General features: G+C 43.1%; 27 protein-coding genes and 1 other RNA gene. 13 read left to right on the forward strand and 15 right to left on the reverse strand.

The annotated features are described in order from the left end of the window. Positions 1-14 precede the first annotated feature (14 nt). The 4 genes from AC58U0_RS07685 to AC58U0_RS07700 all read right to left on the reverse strand — a co-directional run bounded on the left by AC58U0_RS07685 (position 15) and on the right by AC58U0_RS07700 (position 4,149). Entirely contained in the window at positions 15-1,862 is a 1,848-nt protein-coding gene (locus tag AC58U0_RS07685) for a CHASE2 domain-containing protein (RefSeq protein ID WP_497378409.1), read from the reverse strand. Positions 1,863-2,032: 170 nt separating this feature from the next. Next, the gene (locus AC58U0_RS07690; RefSeq protein WP_047686106.1) at positions 2,033-2,266 is read right to left on the reverse strand and encodes a ferredoxin; all 234 of its coding nucleotides are present in this window, start codon (positions 2,264-2,266) and stop codon (positions 2,033-2,035) included. Positions 2,267-2,340: 74 nt separating this feature from the next. Next, positions 2,341-2,841, reverse strand: a complete 501-nt coding sequence (gene mobB / locus AC58U0_RS07695) for a molybdopterin-guanine dinucleotide biosynthesis protein B (protein WP_497378411.1) — start codon at positions 2,839-2,841, stop codon at positions 2,341-2,343. 6 nt (positions 2,842-2,847) lie between these two features. Next, the gene (locus tag AC58U0_RS07700) at positions 2,848-4,149 is read right to left on the reverse strand and encodes a DNA polymerase IV (protein ID WP_497378413.1); all 1,302 of its coding nucleotides are present in this window, start codon (positions 4,147-4,149) and stop codon (positions 2,848-2,850) included. Positions 4,150-4,363: 214 nt separating this feature from the next. On the opposite strand from AC58U0_RS07700, the gene cimA reads away from it, so the two are divergent. Further along, a complete protein-coding gene (gene cimA, locus AC58U0_RS07705) occupies positions 4,364-5,983 on the forward strand; it encodes a citramalate synthase (protein WP_497378414.1) in 1,620 nt (539 codons plus the stop codon). Between the two features lie 94 nt (positions 5,984-6,077). On the opposite strand, the gene AC58U0_RS07710 is transcribed toward cimA, so the two are convergent. Then, positions 6,078-6,611, reverse strand: a complete 534-nt coding sequence (locus AC58U0_RS07710) for a TlpA family protein disulfide reductase (RefSeq protein ID WP_057306961.1) — start codon at positions 6,609-6,611, stop codon at positions 6,078-6,080. 136 nt (positions 6,612-6,747) lie between these two features. Between AC58U0_RS07710 and AC58U0_RS07715 the strand changes: the two genes are divergently transcribed. Together AC58U0_RS07715 and AC58U0_RS07720 are read left to right on the forward strand one after the other, a co-directional pair. Then, on the forward strand, positions 6,748-8,052 hold the full coding sequence (locus AC58U0_RS07715) for an MFS transporter (RefSeq protein WP_497378415.1): 1,305 nt from the start codon (positions 6,748-6,750) through the stop codon (positions 8,050-8,052). A 51-nt stretch (positions 8,053-8,103) separates the two neighbouring features. Continuing rightward, positions 8,104-8,532, forward strand: a complete 429-nt coding sequence (locus AC58U0_RS07720; RefSeq protein ID WP_497378417.1) for a M67 family metallopeptidase — start codon at positions 8,104-8,106, stop codon at positions 8,530-8,532. Here the strand turns inward: AC58U0_RS07720 and AC58U0_RS07725 are convergent. The 3 genes from AC58U0_RS07725 to AC58U0_RS07735 are packed head-to-tail and all read right to left on the reverse strand — an operon-like array spanning position 8,526 to position 11,813. Next, a complete protein-coding gene (locus tag AC58U0_RS07725; protein ID WP_497378418.1) occupies positions 8,526-9,260 on the reverse strand; it encodes an exonuclease domain-containing protein in 735 nt (244 codons plus the stop codon). The two genes, AC58U0_RS07720 and AC58U0_RS07725, sit on opposite strands and share 7 nt — an antisense overlap. A 45-nt stretch (positions 9,261-9,305) precedes the next feature. Then, positions 9,306-10,388 carry a DUF294 nucleotidyltransferase-like domain-containing protein gene (locus AC58U0_RS07730; protein ID WP_497378419.1) on the reverse strand — a complete coding sequence of 361 codons (1,083 nt, stop codon included), beginning with the start codon at positions 10,386-10,388 and terminating at the stop codon, positions 9,306-9,308. A 39-nt stretch (positions 10,389-10,427) separates the two neighbouring features. Beyond that, positions 10,428-11,813: an ammonium transporter gene (locus AC58U0_RS07735; RefSeq protein ID WP_497378420.1), complete on the reverse strand. Its 1,386-nt coding sequence runs from the start codon at positions 11,811-11,813 to the stop codon at positions 10,428-10,430. 306 nt (positions 11,814-12,119) lie between these two features. On the opposite strand from AC58U0_RS07735, the gene AC58U0_RS07740 reads away from it, so the two are divergent. Together AC58U0_RS07740 and AC58U0_RS07745 are read left to right on the forward strand one after the other, a co-directional pair. Next, positions 12,120-12,560 carry a MerR family transcriptional regulator gene (locus AC58U0_RS07740; protein ID WP_029193450.1) on the forward strand — a complete coding sequence of 147 codons (441 nt, stop codon included), beginning with the start codon at positions 12,120-12,122 and terminating at the stop codon, positions 12,558-12,560. 21 nt (positions 12,561-12,581) lie between these two features. After that, positions 12,582-13,271, forward strand: a complete 690-nt coding sequence (locus AC58U0_RS07745) for a zinc metallopeptidase (protein WP_060646497.1) — start codon at positions 12,582-12,584, stop codon at positions 13,269-13,271. 56 nt (positions 13,272-13,327) lie between these two features. Here AC58U0_RS07745 and gltC read toward each other — a convergent pair whose 3' ends face one another. Continuing rightward, positions 13,328-14,212, reverse strand: coding sequence for a glutamate biosynthesis transcriptional regulator GltC (gene gltC, locus AC58U0_RS07750; RefSeq protein WP_497378421.1), 885 nt, complete (start codon positions 14,210-14,212; stop codon positions 13,328-13,330). Between the two features lie 161 nt (positions 14,213-14,373). Between gltC and tpx the strand changes: the two genes are divergently transcribed. Further along, positions 14,374-14,892 carry a thiol peroxidase gene (gene tpx, locus AC58U0_RS07755; RefSeq protein WP_057306969.1) on the forward strand — a complete coding sequence of 173 codons (519 nt, stop codon included), beginning with the start codon at positions 14,374-14,376 and terminating at the stop codon, positions 14,890-14,892. 64 nt (positions 14,893-14,956) lie between these two features. Here the strand turns inward: tpx and AC58U0_RS07760 are convergent, their stop codons facing one another. Both AC58U0_RS07760 and AC58U0_RS07765 read right to left on the reverse strand, forming a co-directional pair. Next, positions 14,957-15,346: a DUF1499 domain-containing protein gene (locus tag AC58U0_RS07760; RefSeq protein WP_029193446.1), complete on the reverse strand. Its 390-nt coding sequence runs from the start codon at positions 15,344-15,346 to the stop codon at positions 14,957-14,959. Positions 15,347-15,492: 146 nt separating this feature from the next. Continuing rightward, a complete protein-coding gene (locus AC58U0_RS07765; protein ID WP_497378422.1) occupies positions 15,493-16,842 on the reverse strand; it encodes an Nramp family divalent metal transporter in 1,350 nt (449 codons plus the stop codon). Between the two features lie 157 nt (positions 16,843-16,999). On the opposite strand from AC58U0_RS07765, the gene AC58U0_RS07770 reads away from it, so the two are divergent. Next, positions 17,000-17,494, forward strand: coding sequence for a GNAT family N-acetyltransferase (locus AC58U0_RS07770; protein ID WP_497378423.1), 495 nt, complete (start codon positions 17,000-17,002; stop codon positions 17,492-17,494). A gap of 133 nt (positions 17,495-17,627) precedes the next feature. Then, positions 17,628-19,157 carry a xylulokinase gene (gene xylB / locus AC58U0_RS07775; RefSeq protein ID WP_497378424.1) on the forward strand — a complete coding sequence of 510 codons (1,530 nt, stop codon included), beginning with the start codon at positions 17,628-17,630 and terminating at the stop codon, positions 19,155-19,157. A gap of 59 nt (positions 19,158-19,216) precedes the next feature. Here xylB and ssrS read toward each other — a convergent pair. From ssrS to cshA, 3 genes are all read right to left on the reverse strand, one after another. Beyond that, a non-coding RNA gene (ssrS, locus tag AC58U0_RS07780) (6S RNA) lies at positions 19,217-19,398 on the reverse strand. A 50-nt stretch (positions 19,399-19,448) separates the two neighbouring features. Beyond that, positions 19,449-20,294: a YesL family protein gene (locus AC58U0_RS07785; RefSeq protein ID WP_497378425.1), complete on the reverse strand. Its 846-nt coding sequence runs from the start codon at positions 20,292-20,294 to the stop codon at positions 19,449-19,451. 366 nt (positions 20,295-20,660) lie between these two features. Continuing rightward, complete coding sequence (cshA, locus tag AC58U0_RS07790; protein WP_060646493.1) at positions 20,661-22,271, reverse strand: degradosome RNA helicase CshA; 1,611 nt, start codon at positions 22,269-22,271, stop codon at positions 20,661-20,663. 280 nt (positions 22,272-22,551) lie between these two features. On the opposite strand from cshA, the gene AC58U0_RS07795 reads away from it, so the two are divergent. The 5 genes from AC58U0_RS07795 (at position 22,552) to AC58U0_RS07815 (ending at position 25,634) form a co-directional block, all read left to right on the forward strand. Continuing rightward, positions 22,552-23,088, forward strand: coding sequence for a DUF4178 domain-containing protein (locus AC58U0_RS07795; RefSeq protein ID WP_307440463.1), 537 nt, complete (start codon positions 22,552-22,554; stop codon positions 23,086-23,088). A gap of 50 nt (positions 23,089-23,138) precedes the next feature. Continuing rightward, positions 23,139-23,831: a DUF4247 domain-containing protein gene (locus AC58U0_RS07800; RefSeq protein ID WP_497378426.1), complete on the forward strand. Its 693-nt coding sequence runs from the start codon at positions 23,139-23,141 to the stop codon at positions 23,829-23,831. A 179-nt stretch (positions 23,832-24,010) separates the two neighbouring features. Further along, positions 24,011-24,832, forward strand: coding sequence for a YitT family protein (locus AC58U0_RS07805; RefSeq protein ID WP_497378427.1), 822 nt, complete (start codon positions 24,011-24,013; stop codon positions 24,830-24,832). Between the two features lie 241 nt (positions 24,833-25,073). Next, positions 25,074-25,268 (forward strand): hypothetical protein, encoded by a 195-nt coding sequence (locus AC58U0_RS07810; RefSeq protein WP_029193437.1) that lies wholly within the window; start codon positions 25,074-25,076, stop codon positions 25,266-25,268. Between the two features lie 129 nt (positions 25,269-25,397). Next, complete coding sequence (locus AC58U0_RS07815; protein WP_057306978.1) at positions 25,398-25,634, forward strand: Sec-independent protein translocase subunit TatA/TatB; 237 nt, start codon at positions 25,398-25,400, stop codon at positions 25,632-25,634. Between the two features lie 46 nt (positions 25,635-25,680). On the opposite strand, the gene AC58U0_RS07820 is transcribed toward AC58U0_RS07815, so the two are convergent. Then, positions 25,681-26,835: an MFS transporter gene (locus tag AC58U0_RS07820; protein WP_497378428.1), complete on the reverse strand. Its 1,155-nt coding sequence runs from the start codon at positions 26,833-26,835 to the stop codon at positions 25,681-25,683. Positions 26,836-26,905: the final 70 nt, after the last annotated feature.

Below are 26,905 nucleotides of genomic sequence, written 5' to 3' on the forward strand. Positions count from 1 at the left end.
CCAGCATTCATTTATTAGAGATTCCCGATAACTTCATATACCGCAACGGGCTTTTCTTTTCCTTTTACTTTTATTTCACCGATGGATTCTATCTCAAAAAGGTCTTTAACCCTCTCATAGGTCTGTTCACTGATTAGAATTTGACCAGGTTTCGCGTTCGATTCTAATCGAGCTGACAAGTTAACCGTATCTCCGATAGCCGTATAATCAAGCCTTAGATCTTCGGAACCAATGTTTCCAACAACCGCAGGTCCACTGTTAATACCCAGACCGAACTTCACTCCGATTCCATACTTTTCAATCAATCTCTGCTCAAGAACAGTAGCCTGCGACTTCATCTCAATAGCCGCTCGCACAGCCATCTCCGGGTGATTATCATATTCAATTGGAGCACCGAACATCGCCATGACACCATCACCAATAAATTTGTCGAGCGTTCCGTTAAATTTGAAAATAGCTTTCGTACATACATCCAAATACTCATTTAATACTTGAATTACTTGCTCTGGCTCAAGTCGTTCGGACATGGGGGTAAACCCGCGAATATCTACGAAAATAAGCGAGATATCTTTACGACTGCCGCCAAGCTTAACATCTTCACCTGATTGCAACAGCTCGTCTACAACCGTTTTGGAAACGAATCTTCCGAAGATACCGGTTACGCGGTTGCGCTCCTTCCGCTCTTCCAGATAATGACTCACCAACGACCAAATATAGATCGTAACCAGAGCAAATTGCGGGTATACAAGAGGAGCGAAGGTTGATCCAGCAATGTAGAAGGTTAACCATATTCCACCATAAATAACGAACATTCCCAAGAAAATAAATAGGGCCGTTTTGCCTTTATATCTATGAAATAAGAAAATGGCAAGCAAAGAAATAAGTAAGATAATACCTACGCCAAAAGGCTTAGTTGTATCTTTATAAAACTTGCTTTCTAATAACGTTTGAATCATATTTGCATGTATTTCGATCCCAAACATCTTAACAGAGCTGATCGGTGTTGGATATTCATCCTGCATGGCCGTTACGAAAGGTCCCACCAGCACTATGCTGCCTTGCAAGGGCAAGGGATTTTTACTATTAATAACATCAATGAAAGAGAGTGATTCATAACCTGTTGTAGCATCTACTTTCTGCCTCGGCAGTGTGAAAAACTCAGTAGTAACTTGATTTCTTTCGTTAGTCGGCATTACGATATTGCCGCGCTTCCATTGTCCGGTTGCTTCATCTCGCTTCACTTTGTCCTTATCATCCAGAACTAGATTGGCAAGCGCAACGCTGAACGCAGGTATGTATACTCCATTCTCATCAGGCAGCCCAACAGGCAGCTTCCGAGCCTTACCATCCTTATCGACAAACACATTAATATGTGCCATTTGCTGCCTACTGGTTGTTAGTGTTGGAGTGGGGTAGTCGATTTTCTCAGGCACAAGATCGCCTGCTTGCTCTTGCTTGGAGGGATAGTTAATTTGGACGGGCATGATGACATTATGATACTTGGCCAAAACATCAGCCAAAGCTTTATCGTCAGCGGGGTTTTTCGAAGGTTCAGCTAACACGACGTCGATACCAATTGCTGCTGCGCCTGACTGCTCTAGCTTCTCTATCAATTGCGCATAGGTAGTTCGATCCCAAGGAAATTTCCCGATTGCTTTAAGAGATTTCTCATCAATCTTAACAATTTTGATGCGATCCTCTGGCTGACGTTCATCCACAGATTTAGCTTTTCGCAAAACATCTTGGAGAGGCCCCTCAACAAAATAAAACAATCCACTAGAGTTAACCGTGTAGAAATATGTCGAAAATAACATCAACAAAAGTCCTACCGCTAAAGTTTGAATCCATTTCTTCTTACCCATAAGATCCTCCCAATGTTTACTAGCTTCATTGTAAGATGGCACGTAGAAAATGGCAATAAATAGTTACACGTAAATACAATTTATATCAAAAAAAGAGCTCAATTCCTTTTACAGGAACTGAGCTCTTTCGACATTCTGCGAATCACTTCACAAAATTATGTTTTTACTGATTAGCTAAAAGGTGTATCCGCTACTTTAATGGAATCCGTCGGGCAGCCATCTTGTGCATCCTGTAGATCATCAAACAGATCTTCTGGGATTTCAGTTACCCCTTTGTTACCGTCTCCATCAAAAATCACTTCAGCCAAACCTTCATCATCGTAATCATAGATGTCTGGAGCTGTAGCTCCGCAAGCGCCACAAGCGATGCAAGTATCTTTATCAACAAATGTATACTTTGCCATGATTTCTAACTCCTCCTCAAATTATCCTCAATGTAAAATATAATATAAATACGGACAAAGTTCAAACCTTAAAATTAATTGCTCTCAAAATATTGTTCAATAAAGTCAGCTATACCAGGGATATTGTTCAAATCGAAGGAAGGAAAAGCTGCAAAATGAAAGGTGAAATCGTCCATATCTGTTGCAATAGCAATGGGCTCAGGCTCAAGAACTTGAATAATTTCACTTTGCTCTAGTGTACGGAAGACAGCAATCTTTGGATGCTTTTCCTTCTTGAAGCCTTCGATAAAAACATAGTCTAGATGTGCATACGCACTTAACTGTTCTTCTAGACTTGGCTTTAGCTTCTTCTCGAACACATGAATCCCATCTGGTGATAGAGTTACAACTGCTTCTGCACCCGACTCTACAAAAGTTGTGGAGTCCGTCCCTGCTGCTTCTTTATAATGTCCATGCGCATCATGTTTCATTACGGCTATCCGATAGCCGCGCTGCTTCATTTCTACGATTAACTTAGCCACTAACGTTGTTTTTCCGCTGTTCGAATAGCCGGCAAAGCCAATACAATGCGCCATCTTTCGTCACTTCTCCTCTTCTTTGTGAAGGGGATTGTTCCTCAAATGATCCATTTGCAGGGAAGTCCCTCTCGCTTTATGATTTCTAATTAACGTAGCAGGATTGTCACCCATCATCCCTGCGGTTAGAATCGCATTTTCCCCAAATTTATCACGAAGTCCATCCATAATACGGTTCAAATTTTCTCGTCTAGGCTGCTTTTCATAATCAAATAGATCCAACTGAACGAACGTTTCTTCCTTCATCGTTAGATTCTGCAGCGTAATCCCAAGCAGCCGAACAGGGTTGCCTTCCTCCCATTGATGATCATATAACTGACACGAGGTTCGATAAATATCGTCCATATGCTCGGTTGGCGTAGGCAAGGTTACGGATCGTGTAATCGTCCTCATCTCCGGATCACGAATCGTGATTTGGATCGTAGAAGCCATCAGCTCCTGCTTTCGAAGTCTTCTTGCCACTTGATCTGCCAGATTTAAGAATACTCGGTGAATTTCTTTGGTATCGGTAAAATCCTGCGGAAGCGTCGTCGTATGCCCAATGGACTTACTCTGTTCTTGTTCGGGGTTTACCAGGGAATGGTCAATCCCATTAGCCGAACGTTTCAGATGTGCACCTAGGATGCCAAAGTGTTTACTTAGCAGCAACTCGTCCCCAACTGCCAGCTGACCTAACGTGTGGATGCCAAGTCTAGTCAGCTTATCCGCCGTCTTTTTGCCAATCCCATATAAATAGTTGCACGGTTTGTCCCACAATACGGTAGGAACATCTCGCAGACGAAGCACAGATATCCCATTCGGCTTCTTCATATCGGAACCCATCTTAGCAAGCAGCTTATTGGGGGCAACGCCAATCGAACAGGGCAGACTCAGTTCCTTCATGATCTGTTGCTGAATGTTATTCGCGATCTCAAGTGGCGTTCCAAATTGCTTGGACCCTGTTATATCGACGAAACACTCATCGATTGACATGGATTCCACCATAGGTGAATAACTATAGGCTATCTGCATAAACCGCCTTGAGAAGCTGCGATATAGCTCGAAATCAGGTCTTATCAGTATCAAATCCGGACACAACTTCATCGCTTGCCTAACTTGCATACCTGTCTTGATCCCCACAGCGCGCGCCGCATAAGATGAAGTAACAATAATCCCTTTACGAAGCTCAACACTCCCAGCAACAGCCAAAGGCTTTCCTTTATATAAATCAGGCTCAACAGCCTCATGAACAGAGCAATAGAATGCATTCATATCTATATGCAAAATGACTCTACCTTGCTTGGGATAATGATGCTGAGTTGTCACCATTTATATTCCCTCCCATTGATAAACGACCAACTATTAGAGCCATTTTCAGCATACAAAAAATTATACTTTCAAGCAAACGTATTTTTGCGTTATGATGTCTTTACCCATACTATTATGATATAATCGTAAATTATACATTAGCGCTTTAAAGCAAGCACAAGCACCTGCACATCAAGCACCGAAGTCACTTTGCTAGCTTTTGAAGGAGGAACCTATGCCAACATCAGTCAAAATCTTCGACACCACACTACGAGACGGTACGCAAGGAGAAGGCATCAGCTTATCCGTCGAGGATAAAATTAAAATTGCCCGCAAGCTCGATGAGCTTGGGGTTCATTATATTGAAGGCGGATGGCCGGGCAGCAACAGCAAAGATATTGAATTTTTTGAACGCGCTCGCGAAATGAAGTTCACAAATGCGAAGATTACTGCCTTCGGCAGCACGCGACGTAAAGATTCCATTGCTGCGGATGATATTAATCTGAACAGACTCGTGGAGTCAGGCGCTCAGGTAGCAACTATATTCGGTAAGTCCTGGGACTTCCATGTCACAACGGCTATTCAAACTACACTTGAAGAAAATCTTGCCATGATCTACGACTCCGTTCTTTATTTAAAAAGCAGCGGACTTGAAGTCATCTACGATGCCGAGCATTTCTTCGACGGTTACAAGAATAATCCCGAGTACGCGCTGCAAACAATCAAAAAAGCACAAGATGCCGGAGCTGATTGGATAGTCCTATGTGACACTAACGGCGGCTCATTACCTGGAGAAGTTACTGCCATTGTCACTACTGTTAAACAGAATGTCACCACCCCCATCGGAATTCACGCTCATAATGATTGTGAATTAGGTGTAGCAAACAGCCTTGCCGCTGTACAAGCAGGAGCAGGACAGGTCCAAGGAACTATTAATGGCTATGGAGAACGCTGCGGTAATGCTAACCTTAGCTCCATCATCCCTAACCTTCAGTTAAAGCTTGGTTATTCGGTTATTTCCGAGGAGCAACTCAAATCATTAACGCCAGTTTCGAGATACATTAGCGAAATCGCCAACATGCATATGCCTGTTAATCAGCCTTATGTCGGGAATGCGGCATTTGCGCATAAAGGCGGTATTCACGTTTCAGCCATTCTCAAGGATGCTAGTACGTATGAGCATACGAAGCCTGAACTTGTCGGCAATAAACAACGTGTACTTGTTTCAGAGCTTGCGGGGCAAAGCAATGTACTTGTGAAAGCCCAAGAACTGAATCTAGACTTTAATAAAGAACATCAGAAAACCAAAGAAGTCATTGAGAAAATTAAAGATCTCGAGCATCAAGGCTATCAATTCGAAGGAGCCGATGCCACACTGGAACTTTTGCTGCGCGAAGCATTCGAAGGTCTAGAAGAGATTTTCACATTAGAATCATTCAAAATGCTTGTTGAGAAGTCCGCTAATCAATCGGTTGTCTCCGAAGCCATTGTTAAAGTGAAGGTTCATGGCGAAACGATCTATACCGCGGCAGAAGGCAACGGTCCTGTAAATGCTCTTGACAATGCCTTGCGTAAAGCGCTGATCCAATATTACCCTGATATTAAGAACGTTCATCTCTCCGACTATAAGGTACGTGTCCTTGATGTGAAAGGCGCTACTGCGGGTAAGGTTCGCGTTCTGATGGAATCGACTGACTTCAATACCACATGGAACACACTTGGTGTGTCCAGTAACATTATTGAAGCGAGCTGGTATGCTCTCGTAGATAGCTTGCGTTATGCATTAATCGGAAGAAAACGTGTCGAGCCTGCGAACAAGGATCAACAAGAGCGCCTAGGTTTAGTAAACCATTAATGAGTAAACTTCACTCAAGGTTGAACGATCGCGTTTAAAGAGTAAAAAAGCTGCAAAGAGTACGCCAACCATCGGCGCTTCTCTTGCAGCTTTTTTACTCTTTAATGAGACTTGCAATTTTCTTGTCCAAATCTCTAGGAGAGAGTACATGAACAACCTCGCGAATGACCCCATTTTTATCGATTAAGAAACTGGTTGGAATAGCGACAACTCGATAAGTATCCGCATTCGTTCCTTGCTTATCTAATAACACCGGGAATGGGTATTTGTAGGTTTCCACAAACTTCGTAATGTTCTCCATTTTATCACCAGGAGTCACATTGACCGCGTAGAGATCAAACTGCCCTTGATATTTGTTGTACACATTAACCAGATCCGGTGCCTCTTCCTCGCATGGACCACACCATGAAGCCCAGAAATTAACGAACAAAGGCTTATCACGCGGCCCACCAATCGTGTAGTCTTTCCCATCAAGCCCTTTTAACGTAAACGAAGGGGCCAAGAAATTCACTTTTGGCGCTTGCTCAGTAGGCATAAGTGTCGCTTTATTCTCGCGTTGGGCGTTTTGATAAATAGCAAAACCGGCTAATATAACCACCAGGGCTATCACAAACACATTCCTCTTCAAAGCACTTCCACCTCCACTCTGTCTATATTATCTCCAAATTCGCCAAAATTCCAACATCAATGAAAATCCAAAGTATGCTTTCAACTTATTTGGGAAAAGTAAACATACATCATGTTCTGAAAGGACCCTCATCATAATGACTACAAAAGCAGCCAAGGGCAAAAAAATTTCCGAAAATATATTTGAAGACAAAACTGAAAACAAAATTGAAAGCAAACCTAAAAACAAATCTAAAAACAAAAAGGGCCACATCTGGGAATACATCGCAATAGCAACGATTCCCTTAGTTCTTGTGCTAGGTAATTCGATGCTAGTCCCTATTCTACCTGATATGCAGGAAAGGATGGGCATCTCGCGCTTTCAGAGCTCACTCGTCATCACCTTGTTCTCCATTACAGCCGGTATCATCATTCCTGTATCAGGTTATTTATCAGACCGTTTTACACGTAAAGCTGTCATCATCCCTTCACTAATTGTATACGGCTCTGCTGGCGTTCTAGCAGGCCTTGGAGCTGTTTGGAATTCCTATCCTATCCTGATAACAGCACGAGCTATACAAGGCTTAGGAGCAGCAGGGACAGCCCCTATCGCTATGGCTCTTGTAGGAGATTTATATAAGGGAGGAACCGCGAGTAAAGCGCTCGGGCTCATAGAGGCTTCTAATGGGGCCGGTAAAGTCGTAAGCCCGATATTAGGTTCTTTATTAGCTTTAATCGTTTGGTTTGCGCCATTTTTTGCATTCCCTATATTCTGTTTGTTAGCTCTGCTCGCTGTTATTTTTATGATTAAGGAACCGCCTAAAGAAAAGGAAGCGGAACCTCTTAAGGATTACTTGAAGCAAATTCGCAGCATTTTTCGGGAAAAAGGTCGATGGCTTATCCCTGCTTTTTTTGCTGGCTCCATTTCGTTATTTATTCTGTTCGGTGTTCTCTTTTACTTATCACAGATATTAGAAGAAGAACCTTATAGCATTGAAGGTGTTCGCAAGGGATTTATTCTCGCTATTCCTTTGCTTTGCATGGTCATTACCTCCTATACCACCGGGGCCAAAATCAAAGAGAACGTCATATTGATGCGTTGGTTAATGAACATCGGACTTATTCTGATGACCGTTTCGCTAGCATTAGCCATCTTCCTAAATACCAATCTCTACATATTTATCGGTTTACTTTCATTAAGTGGAATAGGTACTGGTCTGCTGCTGCCTTGCTTAAATACACTGATTACCGGATCTGTAGAGCGTGAACAGCGTGGAATGATAACCTCGTTGTACAATAGTCTCCGTTTCATTGGTGTAGCTTGCGGTCCACCACTTTTCGGTTGGCTCATGAACATTTCGGATCAAGCCATATTCATCACTGTATCCTCCTTGGCACTTCTCATGCTTGCCCTCGTATTCTTTTTTATTAAGCCTAAAGGGGAAATGAACAAAAAAGCATGATATACTAACCTCATTCTAACATGCACATCGATTAGGAGAGATGGATAGAGAGTGAATGTATATATGAAGGCAAAATTATACAAAGATCTTCACACGCATAGCTTGGAGCAACTTCCTGAAGAAGCATGCGGCTTCATTCTCGGCGGACAAGCCCATAACAAGAATGAAGCACTGCAAGCGAGTACCTTTATTCCTTTACGCAATATCGCAAGTAACCCAAGGAATCGTTTTGAAATAAGTCCCGTAGAGATGCTCCCATATCTTATGGACAGCAATAACCCCGTGATCGGTCTTTTCCATTCGCACCCAACGGCTCCTCCCGTTCCTTCGGAACAAGATCTACAAACACTCTGGCATTCGATTCCTACCTATTGGATCTTATCCTTTCAGCAACCGCAACTCCCCGAATTACAGCTTTACCAAATAAAAAAAGCCCCCCAGACCTCTTATCACAAACTTTCGTTTGTCATCGGTCAGTGATGGCTTAATAAGGCGTACAAGTCACCTAAAGTATCTACATTTCTTGACTTTATTTCCTCCATGAATCTAGACCACAGCTGCGCGGTCATAAGGGAATCCTCAAGCGCATGATGGCGATTCGTTATCGGAATATCATAGGCATGAAGCAGAGAGTCCAAACTCAAATTTTTCCTCTTCGGCATTAGCCATTTGGCAATCATCATGATATCGAGAACACGATGTGATAAGCTCACTTTGGACGTGCGCCATAGGGCCGAGTTCAAGAAGTTTTTATCATGCCCGGTTGCATGAGCAACCAGTATTCTTTGCCCAACAAACTCCAAGAAGTCACTTAACACCCCTATTAATTCAGGCGCGTCAGCAGCCATTTCGTTCGTAATACCGGTTAGGCTTACAATCTCATCCGGAATCTTACGTTTTGGATTTACCATACTATAGAATGTATGATTACTTTGCACTTCACCGCCAATAACAGAGACACCTCCGAATGATATAATTTCATCACCGTTATATGGAGAGAATCCCGTCGTTTCCAAATCAAAAACAACGATTTCCATCGAGTGAAGCGGTATTTCAAACAGGGAATCTTTCCTTTGCTCCTTCAACATGGAACGAATAAAAGCCATCTGTTGAGCACTCTGTACATCAAACATAGACGTAAGCGCTGGCGTAAGACCACCCATTTTGTACAAATGCCACATTCGCCCAGCCGGACGCATATCTTTCATTTCGAATCACCTCTCCCTACCAATGAAACATAAATCCCGTTATATCTAACCTTTTTCTGTCTCTAAGTGTGAATCGATTGATTTTCTAACATACTTTTGTAACTCCATCCCCGTACGCAGGCATTGTTTTAATTCTTGCTTTATCTCTTTGGTCAGCTTTTCAGCGCTTAGCTTGCCTCTTGTCGTATACATCTCGCCATCAAGCTGAAAAGGTGTCAAATCTCTAAGTTTAAGCGCAACTCCAAAAGCAGCCTGCCATTCAACGGCTAATTGCTTAGGGATGAAGGAAGTTTCCTGCAGTAATCTAATTCTCTCTAACGTTGATGAGTGCATGATCCCTGCTTGAATAGCAAGAAGTCGAATCCCATTTACTATAGGAATATAAGCGCCATATTTAATGTCAAATCCACCTGCATCCTCCCCATATCTCTCTGTAATCAGATGTCCGAATACGCCCAATGTTATTCTGTGATGGAGTGTATTGGATAACAAATACTTCAAGATACTCGGATGTTCCTGAACATAAGCAAGAAACTCGCCTTTGAGCCGATCAACTAAAGCTTTAGAACCGAAGATACAGCGCATATCAGCAAGGATGAGTAAATAACGAACATTTTCCCAATCCGGTTCCATAAACCATGCTGTCATCATCTCAATATACGAGGATAACGACTTACGCCATAGCTTGTTGCTCGAGATCACATTGCCTTCACAAGGCGGATAGCCCAAAACATCAAGACCACGAAGGATACAATCTACAAGTTTGATAAAATAGTCATCTAATTCTTCCTCTGTGTGAACTTCACTTTCTTCATAAATGAGTCCGTTATCTTGATCACTCCAAAGCGTCTGTTCACGTCTTCCTCCACTGCCCAACAAAATAAACGCATAAGGAACAGGCGGCTTCCCATGCCCTTCATCCTCCAACATATGTTCAGCTAGTTCTATCGTTCTGTGAATGAAAGCATCGTGTATTTGATTCACTTTTCGCCCAATTTCAGGTGAATGAGAGAAAAGGAGATGCTCCCGAAACATCTCATGCACCTGATCTCTGGTTATTCGCATCTCATCGAACTGTTCCGATTGATAGATGCGTTCCAGGATCTGTTCCATTGAGAGATGATTCATGTTGCATCCCCTTTGCTCTAGTAGAAAGTGTATGTGGTATTAAATGGACACGCCGTTTTGAGCTGCTTTTTTCATTTGTTCCGGATATCCATACGAACCATGCTCAGACAAATCCAGACCGATAATTTCTTCTTCTTCTGTTACACGAAGACCAATTGTAGCTTTCAGAATTCCTAAGATAATGAAGGAAAGAATAAGAACGAATACTAATGCTCCAGCTAAACCAAGTGCTTGAACACCCAGTTGGTGCAAACCACCGCCGTAGAACAAGCCAGCACCGCCAACACCAACCTTCGCTGAAAGCTCAGGTGTAGCGAACAAACCAGTGGAAAGAGTACCCCAAATACCAGCGATACCATGAACAGAGAAAGCATAGATCGGATCGTCGATGCCAGCTCTTTCGAACCATTGCGCAGTGAAAAATGTAACAATACCAGCTACTGCACCGATGACGATGGCAGCCCAAGTATCTACGAAAGCACACGCTGCTGTAATCGCAACTAACGCCGCAAGAACACCGTTCAACATGCTAGGAATATCTGCTTTACCAAAGTACATCCAAGAAATGATGAGAGCCGCAACCCCGCCTGCCGCAGCAGCCATGTTCGTTGTCAGAGCAATATAACCGAAGAACCCATCACCCATTGCACTTAGTGTACTACCTGGGTTGAAACCGAACCAACCGATCCAAAGAATGATAACACCGAGGACAGATAACACTTGGTTGTGACCAGGAATCAAGTTTGGCGTTTTATCTTTATTATATTTCCCAATACGTGGTTTTAACAAGATGGTAGCTACGAGTGCTGCTGTTGCACCTTGTAAGTGAACAACCGTTGATCCCGCGAAATCTTGCATACCAAGCTTGCTCAACCAGCCGCCGCCCCATACCCAGTGAGCAACGATTGGATAAATCACAACTGTAAACAAAATTCCGAAGATGAAGTAAACTGGAAGTTTTGCTCTCTCTGCAAAACCGCCCCATGCAATCGCTAAGGATACACCTGCGAAGGCTAATTGGAACAAGAATTTAATACCAATGGGTACATCTGAGAAAGAAAGGGATCCGAATGCCGCTGCTGCTTGATCTTCTAAACCTGTAACGAAGAACCCTGTCGTTCCGAAGAAAGCATTTCCGTCACCGAAGGCGAAACCGAAACCTACAGCCCAGAAAGCGATGGCGCATAAGCCAAAAGTTAAAATTGTTTTACCGGCTACGTGACCGGCATTTTTCATTCTAGTAGACCCCGCTTCTAATAATGCAAAGCCAGCTTGCATGAAGATGACCAAGATAGCTGCTAACATAACCCAAACTGCATCGATTGCACTTTGAAGTTGGGGTACTGTCGCTTCATCTGCAGCAAATGCGAGAGTAGGGAACAATAATGCCATAACGCCGAAAGCTAACAACAACTTCTTAACCATACGACCACTTCCTTTTTAATGTTATATTAAGTAACATGTAATGAAACTCTTAATGTCATTATATACAGGTTAAATGGGTTTGACAATAGGATTTTCTTTAAAAAATTGAAAAAAGCGAAAAATAACCTGACATCGAACAGGCATAATTCGTGTTTTCGTTCATATATCGAGCAAAATGTTACAATTCCTATCCTAAAATCCATGTCAGCTTTGAAAAGTATTACGTTTGACTGTACGGTTTGTAATCAGGTATCATTAATATATAGAAGAATTCATACAAAACATTGGAGTAGAGGTGAACTTATTATGGGGAAAGAGAAGCTTTATAAAATCGGAGAACTAGCCAAACTTGCCGATGTCAGTTCTCGAACCATTGATTACTACACCAAGTTGAACTTGATTGAACCCGAGAAAAGATCAGATACAAACTACCGCCTTTATAGTGATGAAACTTTGACTCGACTTAAACGTATTGAATCTATGAAGAACGAGAAATATACCTTAGAGGAAATCAAAGCGAATTTACAACAATGGAGTAAAGTGTCCCCAGATGATACAGTGAGAGATAAGCTGACATCTATCCAGCTTCATCTAGAGCAGCTAATGAAAGAAGCTAAAGAGCTGGGACCCATCATCCAACAGTTGAAACCAAATCAAATGAAGAAGCTTTCCCGAATACTTACTCAGCCAACTGCGGCCTGTATTGAAGCGCTTATTGTTCTTCTAGGTAAAAATCCGTTCTCATAACGAAATACGGAGGAATGTCAAATGTTTTTTCATCCCATGGATTTTCTCATTATTATTGCATTCGGACTTTCGTTGTGGGCCTCGTTTCGAGTACGGGGAACATTCAACAAATGGTCCCAAGTTCCAATTTACTCAGGAATGACAGGTGCTCAGGCGGCAAGACGCATGCTCGATGCCAACGGACTGTATGATGTTCCCGTAGAAGCTGTACCTGGCACCCTATCAGATCACTATGATCCAATAGCCAGAGTAGTACGTTTATCTGAACCAGTCTATTACGAAAGCTCCATATCTGCTGTTGCTGTCGCCTGTCACGAGGTAGGCCATGCCATTCAACACCAAGTTCACTATCCCATGCTTGTCGCAAGGCACCGCATGTTCCCGGTTGTCAATTTCGCCTCCGGTGTAGCTCCCTTGCTCATACTAGCCGGCTTCTTCTTCCAGCAGATCCCATGGCTGCTCGGTCTTGGCATTATCTTTTTCGCAGCAGCTGTTGCTTTTCAATTAGTTACACTTCCAGTGGAATTTAACGCCAGCTCAAGAGCCCGAGATTTAATGATCGCTGAAGGCTTCATCTCTAATGAAGAAGAACGCGGGGTAGCTAAGGTATTAAATGCAGCCGCTCTAACGTATGTCGCAGCCGCTTTAATCTCCGTTCTTGAACTTCTGAAATATATTATGATATTTAATGGCCGTAATAGTGACGACTAAAACACAATAGCTCATCTTGTACGGTGTTATTCACACATACAAGATGAGCTTTTTTTTCATTGAAAGTAATCAGATAGAAACCGTCTGAAAACTTCAGCCACCAAAGGAAGCTTTTCACCTTTTCGGCAAATTAAACCGACAGTTCTAGTGACCACAGGATCAGTCACACGAATTTTGACCGGCTGCATTTGACCGCTCTCCATTAAAGCCATGGAAGGAAGCAAGCTAACCCCCATACCCGCGGCTACTAGCCCGCGAATGGTATCTGTTTCTTCACCTTCGAACTCAATCTTCGGAACGAAGCCCGCTTTCATGCAAGCCTCCATCACAATCGTACGCAGCGTATATTCTTCACTAAACATAACGAATGGTTCATTCTTTAATTGTTCCAGTCGAATGGATGTGTAATCCGCAAGGATATGGTTGGAGGGAATAATCGCATACAACTCTTCAGTTAACAAAATTTCACCCGCAACATGTTCATGCGATTCTGGAAATGGCGAAATGAAAGCCAGATCTATCTCTCCCTTAGAGACATCTCGGATTAAGGACGTATAAGTCCCTTGACGAAGCCTGAATTTAACGTTAGGGTGATCTTTTTTAAAGGCCGCAACGACAGCAGGCAGCAAATTGATAACCAGGCTATGTGGAAACCCAATGCGAATTTCCCCAGCTTCCGGGTCAAGAAATTCATGTATCTCACCAACAGCGCGTTCCAAGTCCGTCAGTATCCCCTCGACCCGGCTTAGGAATAAATGACCTACTGAAGTAAGATGAAGATTACGTCCTTTTTGCACGAACAAATTAATGCCCAGTTCTTCTTCTAAAAGATGAATCTGCCGGCTAACGGCTGACTGCGCCACATGCATTTCTTCCGCTGCTTGGGTCACATGCTGCTTTCTTGCTACTTTTACAAAATACTGCAATTGTCTTAATTCCACTTGGATAAATCCCCCGACTTTTCTTACGTGATTACGAGCTTATGCGATCTTTAAACATTTAAATTATAGCCTTACAGTAACGATTGGACAACCTAAGTTCAAAAAGCTTATAATAAATAAGTTGTTATTCAGTATGGAAATTAAAGGAGGAAACAGTTCACATGGCACAAGAACGTACTGGTGTTGCTACCATTAAAGGCAATCCGATTACTTTGGTAGGACCTGAAATTAAAGTGGGTGACAAAGCACCTAACTTCACAGTAAACAAAGATTTGATGACTCAAGTTTCCCTCGCAGATTATGCAGGTAAAGTAAAGCTGATCAGCGTTGTTCCATCTTTGGATACAGGCGTTTGTGATGCACAAACTCGCCGCTTCAATGAAGAAGCAGCAGGTCTAGGCGACAATGTTGCTGTTTTGACTATCAGTGTTGATCTTCCTTTTGCACAATCCCGCTGGTGTGGTGCGGCAGGTATTGACAAAGTGATCACTTTGTCTGATTACAAAACAAAATCCTTCGGCGAAGCTTATGGCGTATTGATCAAAGAACTTCAACTTGATATGCGTTCCATTTTTGTTATCGACGCGAATGATACCGTTCAATACGTTGAGTACCTAGGCGAAATGACAGCTCACCCTAATTACGAAACAGCCGTTGAAGCTGTCAAAAAATTAGTTTAATAAGCACAAAATAAAACAGCAAGGAGGCCTAGCTTCCCTGCTGTTTTTTTTGTTTTTGTTTTTGTTATCCTTCAATCTTATATGGAGCAAGCTTTCTGTCTAATTGTTTATAAATATCTATAATTGTACGGTAATTGGAACCCAGATCCCCCATTGAGCCTCGGGATGCTGAATAAATGTCTACCGCGGTTTTCACGGGATTAATCCCAAATAGCGTTAACGTAACATCCTGTGTTCGTCCAGTCATTGTTTTACGTTCCGCTAGAATTTCACCTACATTTTGAACTTCGTGAAGAAGTTTATAGCCCGGCGTTTTTTTCAGAACGGCAGTGACTTCTTCCCATACTTGTTCTTTAGGAAGCTTATAATATCTTGTTTTAAGCAAAGGATCTTTGGCTTTATCTCCGGTCGTTTCATGACTGCGAAGTAATCCGATTAAAGTTCTCTTAAGCAAAAGCCTTTTCCCCCTTCAATGAGTACATATAGACCACTTGCCATTTCTACACTGCTCTCTATCTTACCATTGTTTAGGCTTAAGAAAAAGAGGGGAAATAAAAATCGGAGGATCGCTCCTCCGATTTTCCATTTATATGCCCTATTTTATTCCCCAAAAAAAGTGGCGTAAAGTAAGTAAGCATTCAATCCTGCTATCAAAATAGCTACAAACCAACTTAGTAAAATCATCCACTTTGGCGTTACAAGCTCCCCCATCTTCTTTCGGTCCGAAGTGAACGTAACAAGCGGTATAACAGCAAAGGAAAGCTGCAAGGATAAAATGACCTGACTGAGAATGAGTAAATCGGTAGCGCCGCTCTCTCCATAAATACCGATGACAATGACCGCTGGAACGATCGCGATCATTCGAGTTATCAATCGGCGCAGCCAAGGAGTGAGTCTGATATTAAGGAAGCCCTCCATTACAATCTGACCGGCAAGTGTACCTGTAAGCGTAGAGTTTTGCCCTGAAGCTAGCAGCGCAACAGCAAATAGAATACTCGCGGCTCCTGTGCCCAGCATAGGTCCCAAAAGGTGATAAGCATCTTGTATCTCTGCTACTTCCTTACCTGCTGAATGAAAAGCCGCTGCAGAAAGAATGAGTATCGCGGCATTGACGAACAAAGCCAGCATTAAAGCTACCGTCGAATCTATTGTGGCAAACTTAATTGCTTCACGTTTACCTTCTACCGTCGGCTCGATTTTGCGTGTTTGGACGATAGAAGAATGCAAATATAAATTATGAGGCATGACAGTAGCTCCTAGAATACCTAGGGCGATATATAACATAGCAGGATTCGTTACAATTTCCGTTTTAGGAATGAAGCCAACGGCAACAGCTGCAAAGTCAGGTCTCGAGAAAATAAGTTCCATCACGAAACAAAAAGTAATTAGAGCGATTAAACTAATGACCATGGCTTCAATATATCGGAAACCCTTTTTTTGCAGCATAAGAACCAACAGAACATCTAACGAAGTAAGAATGACTCCATAAATAAGCGGTATACCGAATAGTAACTGTAAGGCAATCGCAGCGCCAATGACTTCAGCTAGATCACATGCTGCAATAGCTAACTCACATAACAACCATAGTCCGAATGAAACTGGTTTACTATAATGATCACGACAAGCTTGCGCTAAGTCTCGACCTGTAACAATTCCTAGGCGGCCAGACAAAGCTTGCAGCAGAATCGCCATTAAATTTGATATTAAAATAACAGAAAGCAATGTATATCCGAATTGGGAACCACCTGCTAAATCAGTCGCCCAATTTCCCGGATCCATATACCCTACGGCTACGAGATAGCCCGGACCTACAAAAGCAAGCAGTTTACGGAAAAAGCCCGCTTTCTTTGGTACGCGCATACTATGATGGACTTCAGGCAGACTAGGCATTGACGTTTTGCCTTTCCATCCACTGGACTCTTGCTCTGGTTTTTTATATGCTATACCCATCTGATTACCCTTCTTTCACAAGACCAATAATGTTGTTCAAAGGAAACTTTATTTATGATTATACTATATGCCCCTATCTTATGCTATAGGTAAACAATCATGTGCATATAAAAAACATTTTCCCTTAGGAAAGTTTTTTAAAAGGAGGAATTTAAGGATGCTAATTCGCCCAGTTAAAAGTGATCAAGAGATAAGGAAGGCTTATGAAATTGAGACTGCTGTCTTCTCACAGGAGGCGGCTGCCACAATAGAAGCTTTTCAAATGAGAAAGCATATGTTTGGATCCTATTTTCTTGTGGCAGAAAATGAACCAGACCATCAAATCATCGGCGTAACCAATAGCGTAAAGATACATAATAAAGAATTAACTGATGAAAGTATCAAGCAGGAGAAACAGCATGCTGAGGACGGACAATACCTCTGTGTTTTGACCATAGCCGTTCATCCGTCCTTCCAACGACGCGGGATAGCCACTGAACTTCTGCAACGTATCATCGAAATAGCCAGAAAAGATGGTTTGAAAGGGATTGTTTTAATGTGTGAAGAGCATTTAATTTCATTCTATGAAAAAAATGGATTTCTTTATGTAGCTCCATCAGTTTCTAAACACGCTGGCATCCAATGGCATGAAATGAATTTAATATGGAAATAAAATATCCCCGTAAGCAGGATTTCCGTTATATCGTGCGAATATAATAATTAATAATCTTTGTATATTTATTAAACAAACAAAGAATGAAAGAGAAAATACTAAATCATAACAATTGAACAAAGGAGGCATCTTCATGTCATATTTCATGGGCTTAGATTTAGGAACTTCAGCAGTCAAATGCATTCTTGTGGATGACTCCGGTCAGGTCATTGGCAGCCATAGCGTAGAATATCTGCTTCAGCAGCCCCATCCGGGATGGGCAGAGCAGCATCCGGAGGATTGGTATAACGCCACAGTCAAGGGGATCCGCGCGCTTTTAGAGAAAACAAGCGTCGCTGGCGAAGCCGTCGCTGGCATTGGCTTCTCCGGCCAAATGCATGGGTCGGTATTCCTTGACGAGGCGCAGCAGGTCATCCGGCCTGCGCTGCTGTGGTGTGACCAGCGCACCGCGGAGCAGTGCGCTTACATTGAGTCGACCGTCGGCGAAGCCGAACTCGGCCGACTAACGGGCAACCGGGCGCTGACCGGCTTCACCGCGCCCAAGGTCATTTGGCTCCGGCAGCATGAGCCGGAGAACTACGCGCGCGTTCGGCATCTGCTGCTGCCGAAGGACTACGTCAGGCTGCGCCTGACGGGAGCGTTCGGCATGGACATGGCCGACGCAAGCGGCACCCTGCTGCTGGACGTCGCGCACCGCAGCTGGTCGCAGACCGTCACTGAGCGGCTGGACATTCCTATGGAATGGCTGCCGCCGCTCTATGAGTCCGGCGACGTGGCCGGACATCTGCTGCCGGAAGCTGCCAGCCTAACCGGCCTAGCCGCAGGCACCAAGGTCGTCGCGGGCGGCGGCGACCAAGCTTGCGGCGCCGTAGGTGTTGGCGTCGTACGCCAAGGCATCGCCTCTGTGGCGCTCGGTACGTCCGGTGTCGTCTTCGTTCACGACGACACCTACCAAGTAGATGAAGCTTATCGGCTTCATTCCTTCTGTCACGGTGTGCCTGGCAAGTGGCACCGCATGGGGGTGATGCTGGCCGCTGGCGGCTCGTTCCAGTGGTGGCGCAACCACTTTGCGCACGAGGAGCTTGAGCGTGCGCAGCAGGAAGGCAAAGACGTCTACGAGATCCTGACATCTGCAGCAGCCACAGCCCCCCTAGGGAGCGAAGGCTTGCTATTCCTGCCCTACTTATCCGGGGAGCGGACACCGCACCCCGATCCGAAGGCTCGAGGCGCCTTCATCGGTCTAAACCTGCGGCACGAGAAAGCACATCTCACCCGTGCCGTTCTCGAAGGCATTACCTTCGGGCTCCGCGACTCGCTGCAACTAATCCGCGAGTCCGGCGTTGAAGTCACCGAACTCCGCGTGAATGGCGGCGGCGCCAGGAGTCCATTCTGGCGTCAAATGATTGCCGACATCTTCGGTATCCCTGTGGTCACTGTAAATTCCACAGACGGCCCTGCGTATGGTGCTGCTATCATGGCTGCTTCCGGCGTACTGCAAGAGGATATAACTACTCTCTGCGAGAAATGGATTCATGTCACCGATCGCGTAGAACCAAATGTCGAAAATCAAAAACAATATGAAGCGTACTATCAATTATATCGCGGTCTTTATGGAACACTTCAGAACACATTCCATCAGTTAAGTGATTTGGCTGGTCATTGAACATAAACGAAAAAAGAGGTTGAAACAGGAAATTACCTGTTCAACCTCTTTTTAATACAAAAAAACCCGCCTATGCCGTCCGGTTTTGGTGCTTCAAACCCGCTCTCGCAGGTGGGTGTCCGCAGAGGTGTATTTGAGGTCCCCTTTCGAGGGCATGTCAGCCACACTTCAATGTAGGTCTCCCTAGAAACAGTCATTGGTTTAAAACAACTTAAAACCGTTACGTACATCGCAGGATTCTTTTGTATTTCTTATTATAGTGCCGTACCGGTTGATTATCAACTGGTAGGTTTAGTCTTTAGTCTTTTCATTCTCATCTTTTTTATGCAAGCTAATTTCCGGCTTACTATCTTCTTCACCTTCAGTTAAAGCTTCTGTTTCATTTTGTGCTTCCTCTTCTTGCGCTTCAGCCAGTCTCTGTTGTTCCTTTTCTTCTAGTTCTTGCTGTTTCGTTTGGAGTTTGGTGAAGCTGCGGTTAAACTGCCAGAACGAGAACGTCGCCATAATACTTCCCATAAAGAAAACGACAAGAAAGAAATTAAATTTGGTCAAACAAATATAAAGAATGGCTCCGTTACAAAGCAGCAAAACAATCGAATTGATTGGATTACCAATGGTAATCAATACAGCATTCTTCAAAATTTGTAAAACCTTCATATGCAAATGAACCATAATCGAGAAGAAATTGAACAAAGAAATGATAATAATGACCGTGAAAGCAATAAATAATACGGCCAATAATTTCAGTGAACTCCCCTGTTTCAAATAAAAGAAGTAGTTCACCGCAATGATAACGAAAATGATTACGAAGAAAATGCCACCTACCATGCTTTGCAGGTAATTTTCTTTATATCCACGGAAAAATGTTTTCAATAGTGGTACATCTTCTTCTCCTGTAACCCATTTCCGAGCAACGGCAAACATCGCGGAAGTTGCAGGAAATAAAGTAAACGGTGCCAAAATGGCGATAATGGGTAGTGATGCCTTCAATGCATCAACGGATGGACTCACTAAGCCCATAAAAGCAAAAAAGAAAACCGGAATCGAACATAGCATCCAGAGCAAATTAATGACCGATAAACGCATAATCCACTCTGATATTCTGTACAGTCCTCCCATAACTCCTCTAAACTCCAAAACTGCTTCCTCCTTAGCGTTTCCTTCCGGAAACTTTCTACGTTGATTGTTGAAACGCATACATCTCAAGTTGTCCTACTTTTACATTGGTTTAATTATAGCCTATTTTTGAACATATAGGTAGATGTCTAGTCGTTCTAGGTACTTTTACATAGTATAGTATTATCAAAAAGAACTACCCCCAAATCATTTTCAGGAGGTCGATACTATGTCTCATCCAGTTGGAACATCCGTAGGTGCCATTTTGGTTCTCTTCATCTTACTTGTTATCATCACTAGCTCTTTCGTACTGTAAACCATATACTCATAACAAAAAGGCGAAGATCCTTCTGGATCTCCGCCTTTCTTTTATTGGGGTTATTCCCCTTATTTATTCACTAATGTATCTTCGCTCTTACGTGGAGCTCTGGAACGATCGCGGTTACCGGAGTTGTTGCTTCCGTATTCACGGTTTCTGGAAGATGAACTGCTTCCACCTTCTCTGTTTGAACCGTAATCTCTGCTATCTTTACGCGGGTAACGGGAGTTCGAGCTGCTGGAACCAGTACCGGAGCTATATCCGCCACCTTGACGACGATCTCCTGAACCTGAACTTGAGCCATAGCCGCCGCCAACTCGTCTACCTGAGCTGCGCACATCGAATTTTTTCTTTCTTGCACGAATCGGATCTTCAGGTGTTAACTCAATATTCGTTTCCTTTTTGTCGCCTGTCAGAAGCTTCATAGCTGCAGCAAGGAGATTTACGGAATCATATTGCTCTAACATTTGAATAGCTAAGCCTTTGAATTCTGCTTGTGTATCGTTTTGAAGCACATCAAGAATACGCTCAGCAGTCATTTTTTGTTTACCTTCAATGGCTTCAGCCAAGCTAGGTAATGGTTTTTTGTTAATTTTGTGGCGTGTAACTTTCTCGATAAAGTGCAGGTGATCGATTTCTCTAGGTGTTACAAACGTCCAAGCTGTACCTTCTTTACCCGCGCGGCCTGTACGACCGATACGGTGAACATAGCTTTCTGGATCTTGCGGAAGGTCAAAGTTAATTACATGAGTAACGCCGGATACATCTAGACCACGCGCAGCAACGTCTGTTGCTACAAGTACATCAATGCTGCCATCACGGAATTTTCTCATCACATTATCGCGTTGATTTTGGGATAAGTCACCATGAAGACCTTCAGCTGCATAGCCTCTTTTTTGAAGAGCTTCTGCCAATTCATCAACCCGGCGTTTGGTACGACCGAAGATGATGGCAAGATCTGGGGCTTCCATGTCGATCAAACGGCTAAGCGCTTCGAATTTTTGTTTTTCGTGCAATTCGATATATGCTTGGTCAATCAATGGTGCGCTAACTTGTTTCGGGATAACCGATACGTGCTCAGGGTTACGAAGAAACTGTTGTGCCAATTTTTGAATATTAGTTGGCATTGTCGCAGAGAACAACATCGTGTGACGCTCTTCTGGAACCAATTTCAAAATGGACTGAATATCATCCATGAAACCCATGTCCAGCATTTCATCAGCTTCATCCAAAACCACTGTTTGTACATCGTCTAATTTAATTGTTTTACGGTTAATATGGTCAAGTAGACGTCCCGGTGTACCGATAATGATTTGCGGTTTTTTCTTCAATGCACGAATTTGTTTAACGATATCCTGTCCACCATAGATGGGCAAGGAACGAATGCCTTTGAAACGACCGAGTTTCTCAATCTCTTCCGCAACCTGGATGGCAAGTTCCCGTGTAGGACACATGATAAGAGCAGAAATGCGCTCTTCTTTCATATTGATTTTGTGAATAAGCGGAATACCGAAAGCAGCTGTTTTACCTGTTCCTGTTTGCGCTTGCCCGATTAAATCCCGGCCTTCCATGGCCAAAGGAATCGTTTTTTCTTGGATCGGCGTGGACTCTTCAAAGCCCATCTCGGTAATAGCGCGTAAAATCGTTGGCTCTAAACCAAACTCTTGAAATGTTTTCAAATATATTCAATCTCCTTTTGTACAGGGCAGGCTAATGCCTTGTATCTTTTTTACCCTTAAGTACGACTTCCTATCCGTGTCTATAGTTTTATTGGTGGAATACACTTTCGATTTAACATCTTCCATGATCCAACTGGCCGCCCTTAAGAACATCTAAAATATTATAGCACAAGTCATACACACATTTCCAGTAGCGTCTTACATAATGAGAACGAAACCTAACGCATAAGCTAAACGTATTACAAGGTAGAACAATAAACGGAACAGAGGAGAGTTTTCAATGTCCATATTTAAACGAGTCAGCAGCATCCTGCGTAGTCAAAAACAAGAACCAACAACAACACCTATAGGTAATCCACTTGAAGATGCCCGAGTTGGGGATATTGTTAATGTAGACTTAGAGGAGTACGTTGTTTCCGGCAAGGTCATTTATTTTGACCGCGGGTTTGCTCCACATCGTTACGCTTATTATTTACAAAGCGGCAAAAATATTCAGTGTTTGATTGTGGAAAAAGGGCGAACCTATGACTGTTTCCTTTGCAGCTTTGTCGAAGGCGCACTAGATGATCCGAATGATGTCCCTACTCGTTTGGAGCTTGACGAAGATGTTACCTTCGAGTTGGAGTTTCATCGCAATGATGTCACTAGGACGGAAGGAAACACCGACTTCCGCAGCGGAGACGACATCATCTTTTGGAGATATTTTGGACCGGATCGTAGATTCTTCTTCCTCCAATGGCAGGATGGCAAATTTATTGCTCTTGAAGGAGAGCGCACGCCGGGCAATCAGATTAAATTTTTGAAATCGACGCCCTAGACAACCTATGTTATCATTAGAAATGTTTGGAAAGGAGGGATTACTGAAAAGTGAAAAGATGGACTTCATGGGTTTCTTTCTTATTGATCATCGCCCTTCTTACCGCGTGTGGCGCTGATGCCGGACGTTATATCAAAGATCAATATCCGTTAGTTAGTGTTGACGGCAAAGGGAGCAATCTCTCTAAGGTTTATCTAGTTGAAAACAAAAACGTCCCTGCTGTTGCAGCTGAACTAGCCTCAAAAGAGTCACCGAAGGAAAAGAGCAAGGAATCTGATGATCAAATGTTCCTTGTTTATAATGATAAGGTCATTAACGTCCAAAAGGATCCTAGTGATAGTAAAAACACGCTTGTTCAGATCGATAGTATCGAATATGCCAAATCACATTACGACTCCTCGTTCCTGCAAGGTTATTTGACAGCCACCCTGCTTCAATCCCTATTCGGTGGGGGATGGTTCAATAATAAACGGCCTTACGACGATTATAGAGGCTATACCCGGACACCGACTTATAATGCAGGCGGCGGCAAGGCGACCACTCCAACAACGGATGTATCGAAGGATAAGAAGCCAACAACGTCAGATCGAACGGGCAGCTTCAAGAGCGGTACAGGTACGCCAAGTTCAGGCAGCGACTCTACAACCCGCAAAAATGATGGCTCTACACCAAACAAGGTAACTAAACCATCTGTTAGTAAGCCAAGCACATCTAAGAAGACAGGCTCTTTCAAGAGACGTTAATTATTTGTTTTTGTAAAGCTGTTGTCCATGAATTGGACACAGCTTTTTTTATCTTAACCAAGAATTAACTTATTTCCATTAAAGTCCATTTAATTGACCTAGGGTAAATTATGATTGAAGTTTTAGAAGAATGAATTATACTTGCTTTATGCTGCATACTATTTTAGAGGTGATTTGTTTTGAAAAAGGCGCTAGACGCTTTCATTATTCTAGTTGGCGCACTGCTTGTCGCGGTCGGCTTCAACATGTTCCTCATTCCTCACCAACTGCTTAGCGGCGGGGTTTCTGGATTTGCCATGATTATTGGTTATTTTACGAATTTTAACATTGGTTTCTTGTATTTATTGTTTAACCTGCCATTGATGATTTGGGGATTGGTTTCAATTGGACGTAGATTTATTATGATCAGTGTAGCGTCGGTCATATTAACGGCATGGTTGATGCAAATTATACCAACAAGCTATGTCGCGCAGGAACCCATTCTTGGTGCAGTTTTTGGGGGAGTACTCATTGGAATAGGAAGCGGTATCACCTTAAGAATAGGTGGCTCAAGTGGAGGCTTTGATATCGTTGGCTTGATTTTGACTCGAAAATTTGATTTCCCTCTCGGAACCCTTCTTTCATCCATGAACGGTGTGGTCATTGTTGCACTAGGCTATTTCAAGCAAAATTGGGATCTTGCTCTTTGCTCGATGCTGGCCATCTATATAAGCGGGAAAGTCGTCGACGCCATACATATTCGCCACGTCAAAGTGACCGCCTTCATTGTAACGAAACAAAAGGATGAGTTGATTAACGAGCTGCTTCTCCTGCCTAGAGGTGTTACTTTAGTTAAGACAGAAGGCGCTTATACGAAACAGCAGCATGATATGCTAATGACCGTCACTACGCGCTATGAACTCGTAGAATTAAAGCGAATTATTAAGAAGATAGACCCGAAAGCATTCGTGAATATCGTTGAAACCGTTGGTGTCGTCGGAGAATTCCGCAAGCTTAAGTGAGAAAACCTCTATCGAGGCCATTCAAAGATGAGCGACCGCGTTTAGATGTAAGTTTTATCGCCAATAAGAAAGTTGTTTTCGGGAATCGAAAACTATCTTTCTTATGTGGAGAATAATCGAGCAATCCGCCTCTTTATTCCAAGTTGAATTGTGTTATAATGATACTAATTTCATATAGTTCTGGTTTCAACGTGAGTGGTTCAGGCGTAATTCGTATTCTAATCTTTTGATTGGAAGGGTGATGCTTGTGGAGACAGTCAAATTATCCAGGATTGTAATGAAATTAACACCCGAGTTGTACCCCTTCTTAACCAGCTATGAGCTGGACTCCGAGATCGTCCTCCGGTTTGGCATTGAGGCGCTCGAAGCAGAAGATGTCATGGAAATCATTCAGTTCAGCATTACGGAACATCATAAAGACGCCCTTTATCATTAAGGGGCGTCTTTTTCTGTTCAACTATGCTTTATTCATACATTGTTATTGAGTTTGTAATAATTAGGGTATATAGGTTATGATAAGAACATGATATAATAGTATTAAGATAAACTAATGGAGGTGTCTGGAATGGGAGCATTATCTCCTTGGCACATCATCTTAATTGCAATTGTCGCCCTTCTTTTGTTTGGGCCTAATAAACTGCCTGAACTTGGCAGAGGTTTTGGCAAAATGTTTCGTGAATTTAAAGATGCAACGAATGGAAATGGCGGTAATACAGCTACTGATGATCAGCCTGTACCGGTCCGTAAAGAGATTAATCCTGCAGAGGTCACGAATACCGAATCAGGACAAGTTCAGAAATAAGTCCAAACACCCGGCTAATTTTGCTACCGGGTGTTTTTATTTATGATTAGCTTCTTCTACGCATTACGGCTTGAGTACCGAAAAACATGCCTGCTGCTATTGCCGACATGACTGACGCAAACACATACATGCTAGCGCCTCCCCACTGCTCACTCAACCATCCGCCCACCGAGCCGCCGATAATTCCCGCAAGACCCATGAACACCATAGCAAGAATGGATTGACCTGTTGAGCCAAATTGCTCAGGAAGCAGACGCACGACATACTGTACCGCAACGATCCACAAAACAGCAAAGGTGAGCATATGTGTCGTCTGCAAACCAATTAACACCCATGGATCGCTGAATAACGTGTAGAGTAACCACCGTATCGTATATAAGACCGAAACGAGACCTAGGATGGTCAGTTCGTGATAACGATGTATGTACCGATTGATATAGGCAAATACCGGAATTTCCGTGCATGCCGCAATGGCCCATGCCCAGCTTACCATAGAGTCCGTAGCACCTAATTTACTCAGATATAAACCTAATAGTGCATCGTTCATTCGATGAGGAATTGATATCATCAGTACCATGACCATAAACCATAAGAAGTTTTTATTTTGGAAAATAGTACCGATCGTACTTAATGTTATTCGCTGCCCGCTGCCCTTCTCGTCTTTGATAAAAGCTAGCAGTAGAAATGGGAAGATCCACAACGCCCAATAAAAATACGGTATGTTGGCTACTCCACCTAATTCTTCGAGTAAAAGACCCGAAATTAGAGCAACACCTGAGAATCCGATTGAACCCCATAATCGGACGGATCCATACGACATCCCACGATGCGCGGTTGATTTGACAACCAAATTGTCGATGAGTGGAATGGATGGCAGCAAGAAGAAATAAAGCATTAAAATAAATCCAAGGGTAAGCCCGAAACCTTTTGTTAAAAACAAGCCAAAGCTTCCTAGTAAGGATAGGCTCCAGAGTAAAAATACGATATTCTTCACCGAGTTGAACCGGTCGCTGACATATCCCCAGAATGGCTGTGCGAATATGGAGATGAACGGACCAATCATCATTAAGAGTCCAATCTCGCTTGCTGAATAACCCTTACTTTGCAAATATAAAGGTAAATAGGGCAATAAAATGGCACTAGAAGCATAGTAAAAAAAATTAACGCCAGATAACGAAATAATTTGTTTATCAAGTTTCAATAAAGGGTACCTTCTTTCTACAAACCTCTACAAATTTCCTCTGTGCGTAGTTTCGTGCTTGCTTTATAAT

The sequence above is a fragment of the Paenibacillus sp. J31P190 genome (assembly GCF_059692075.1).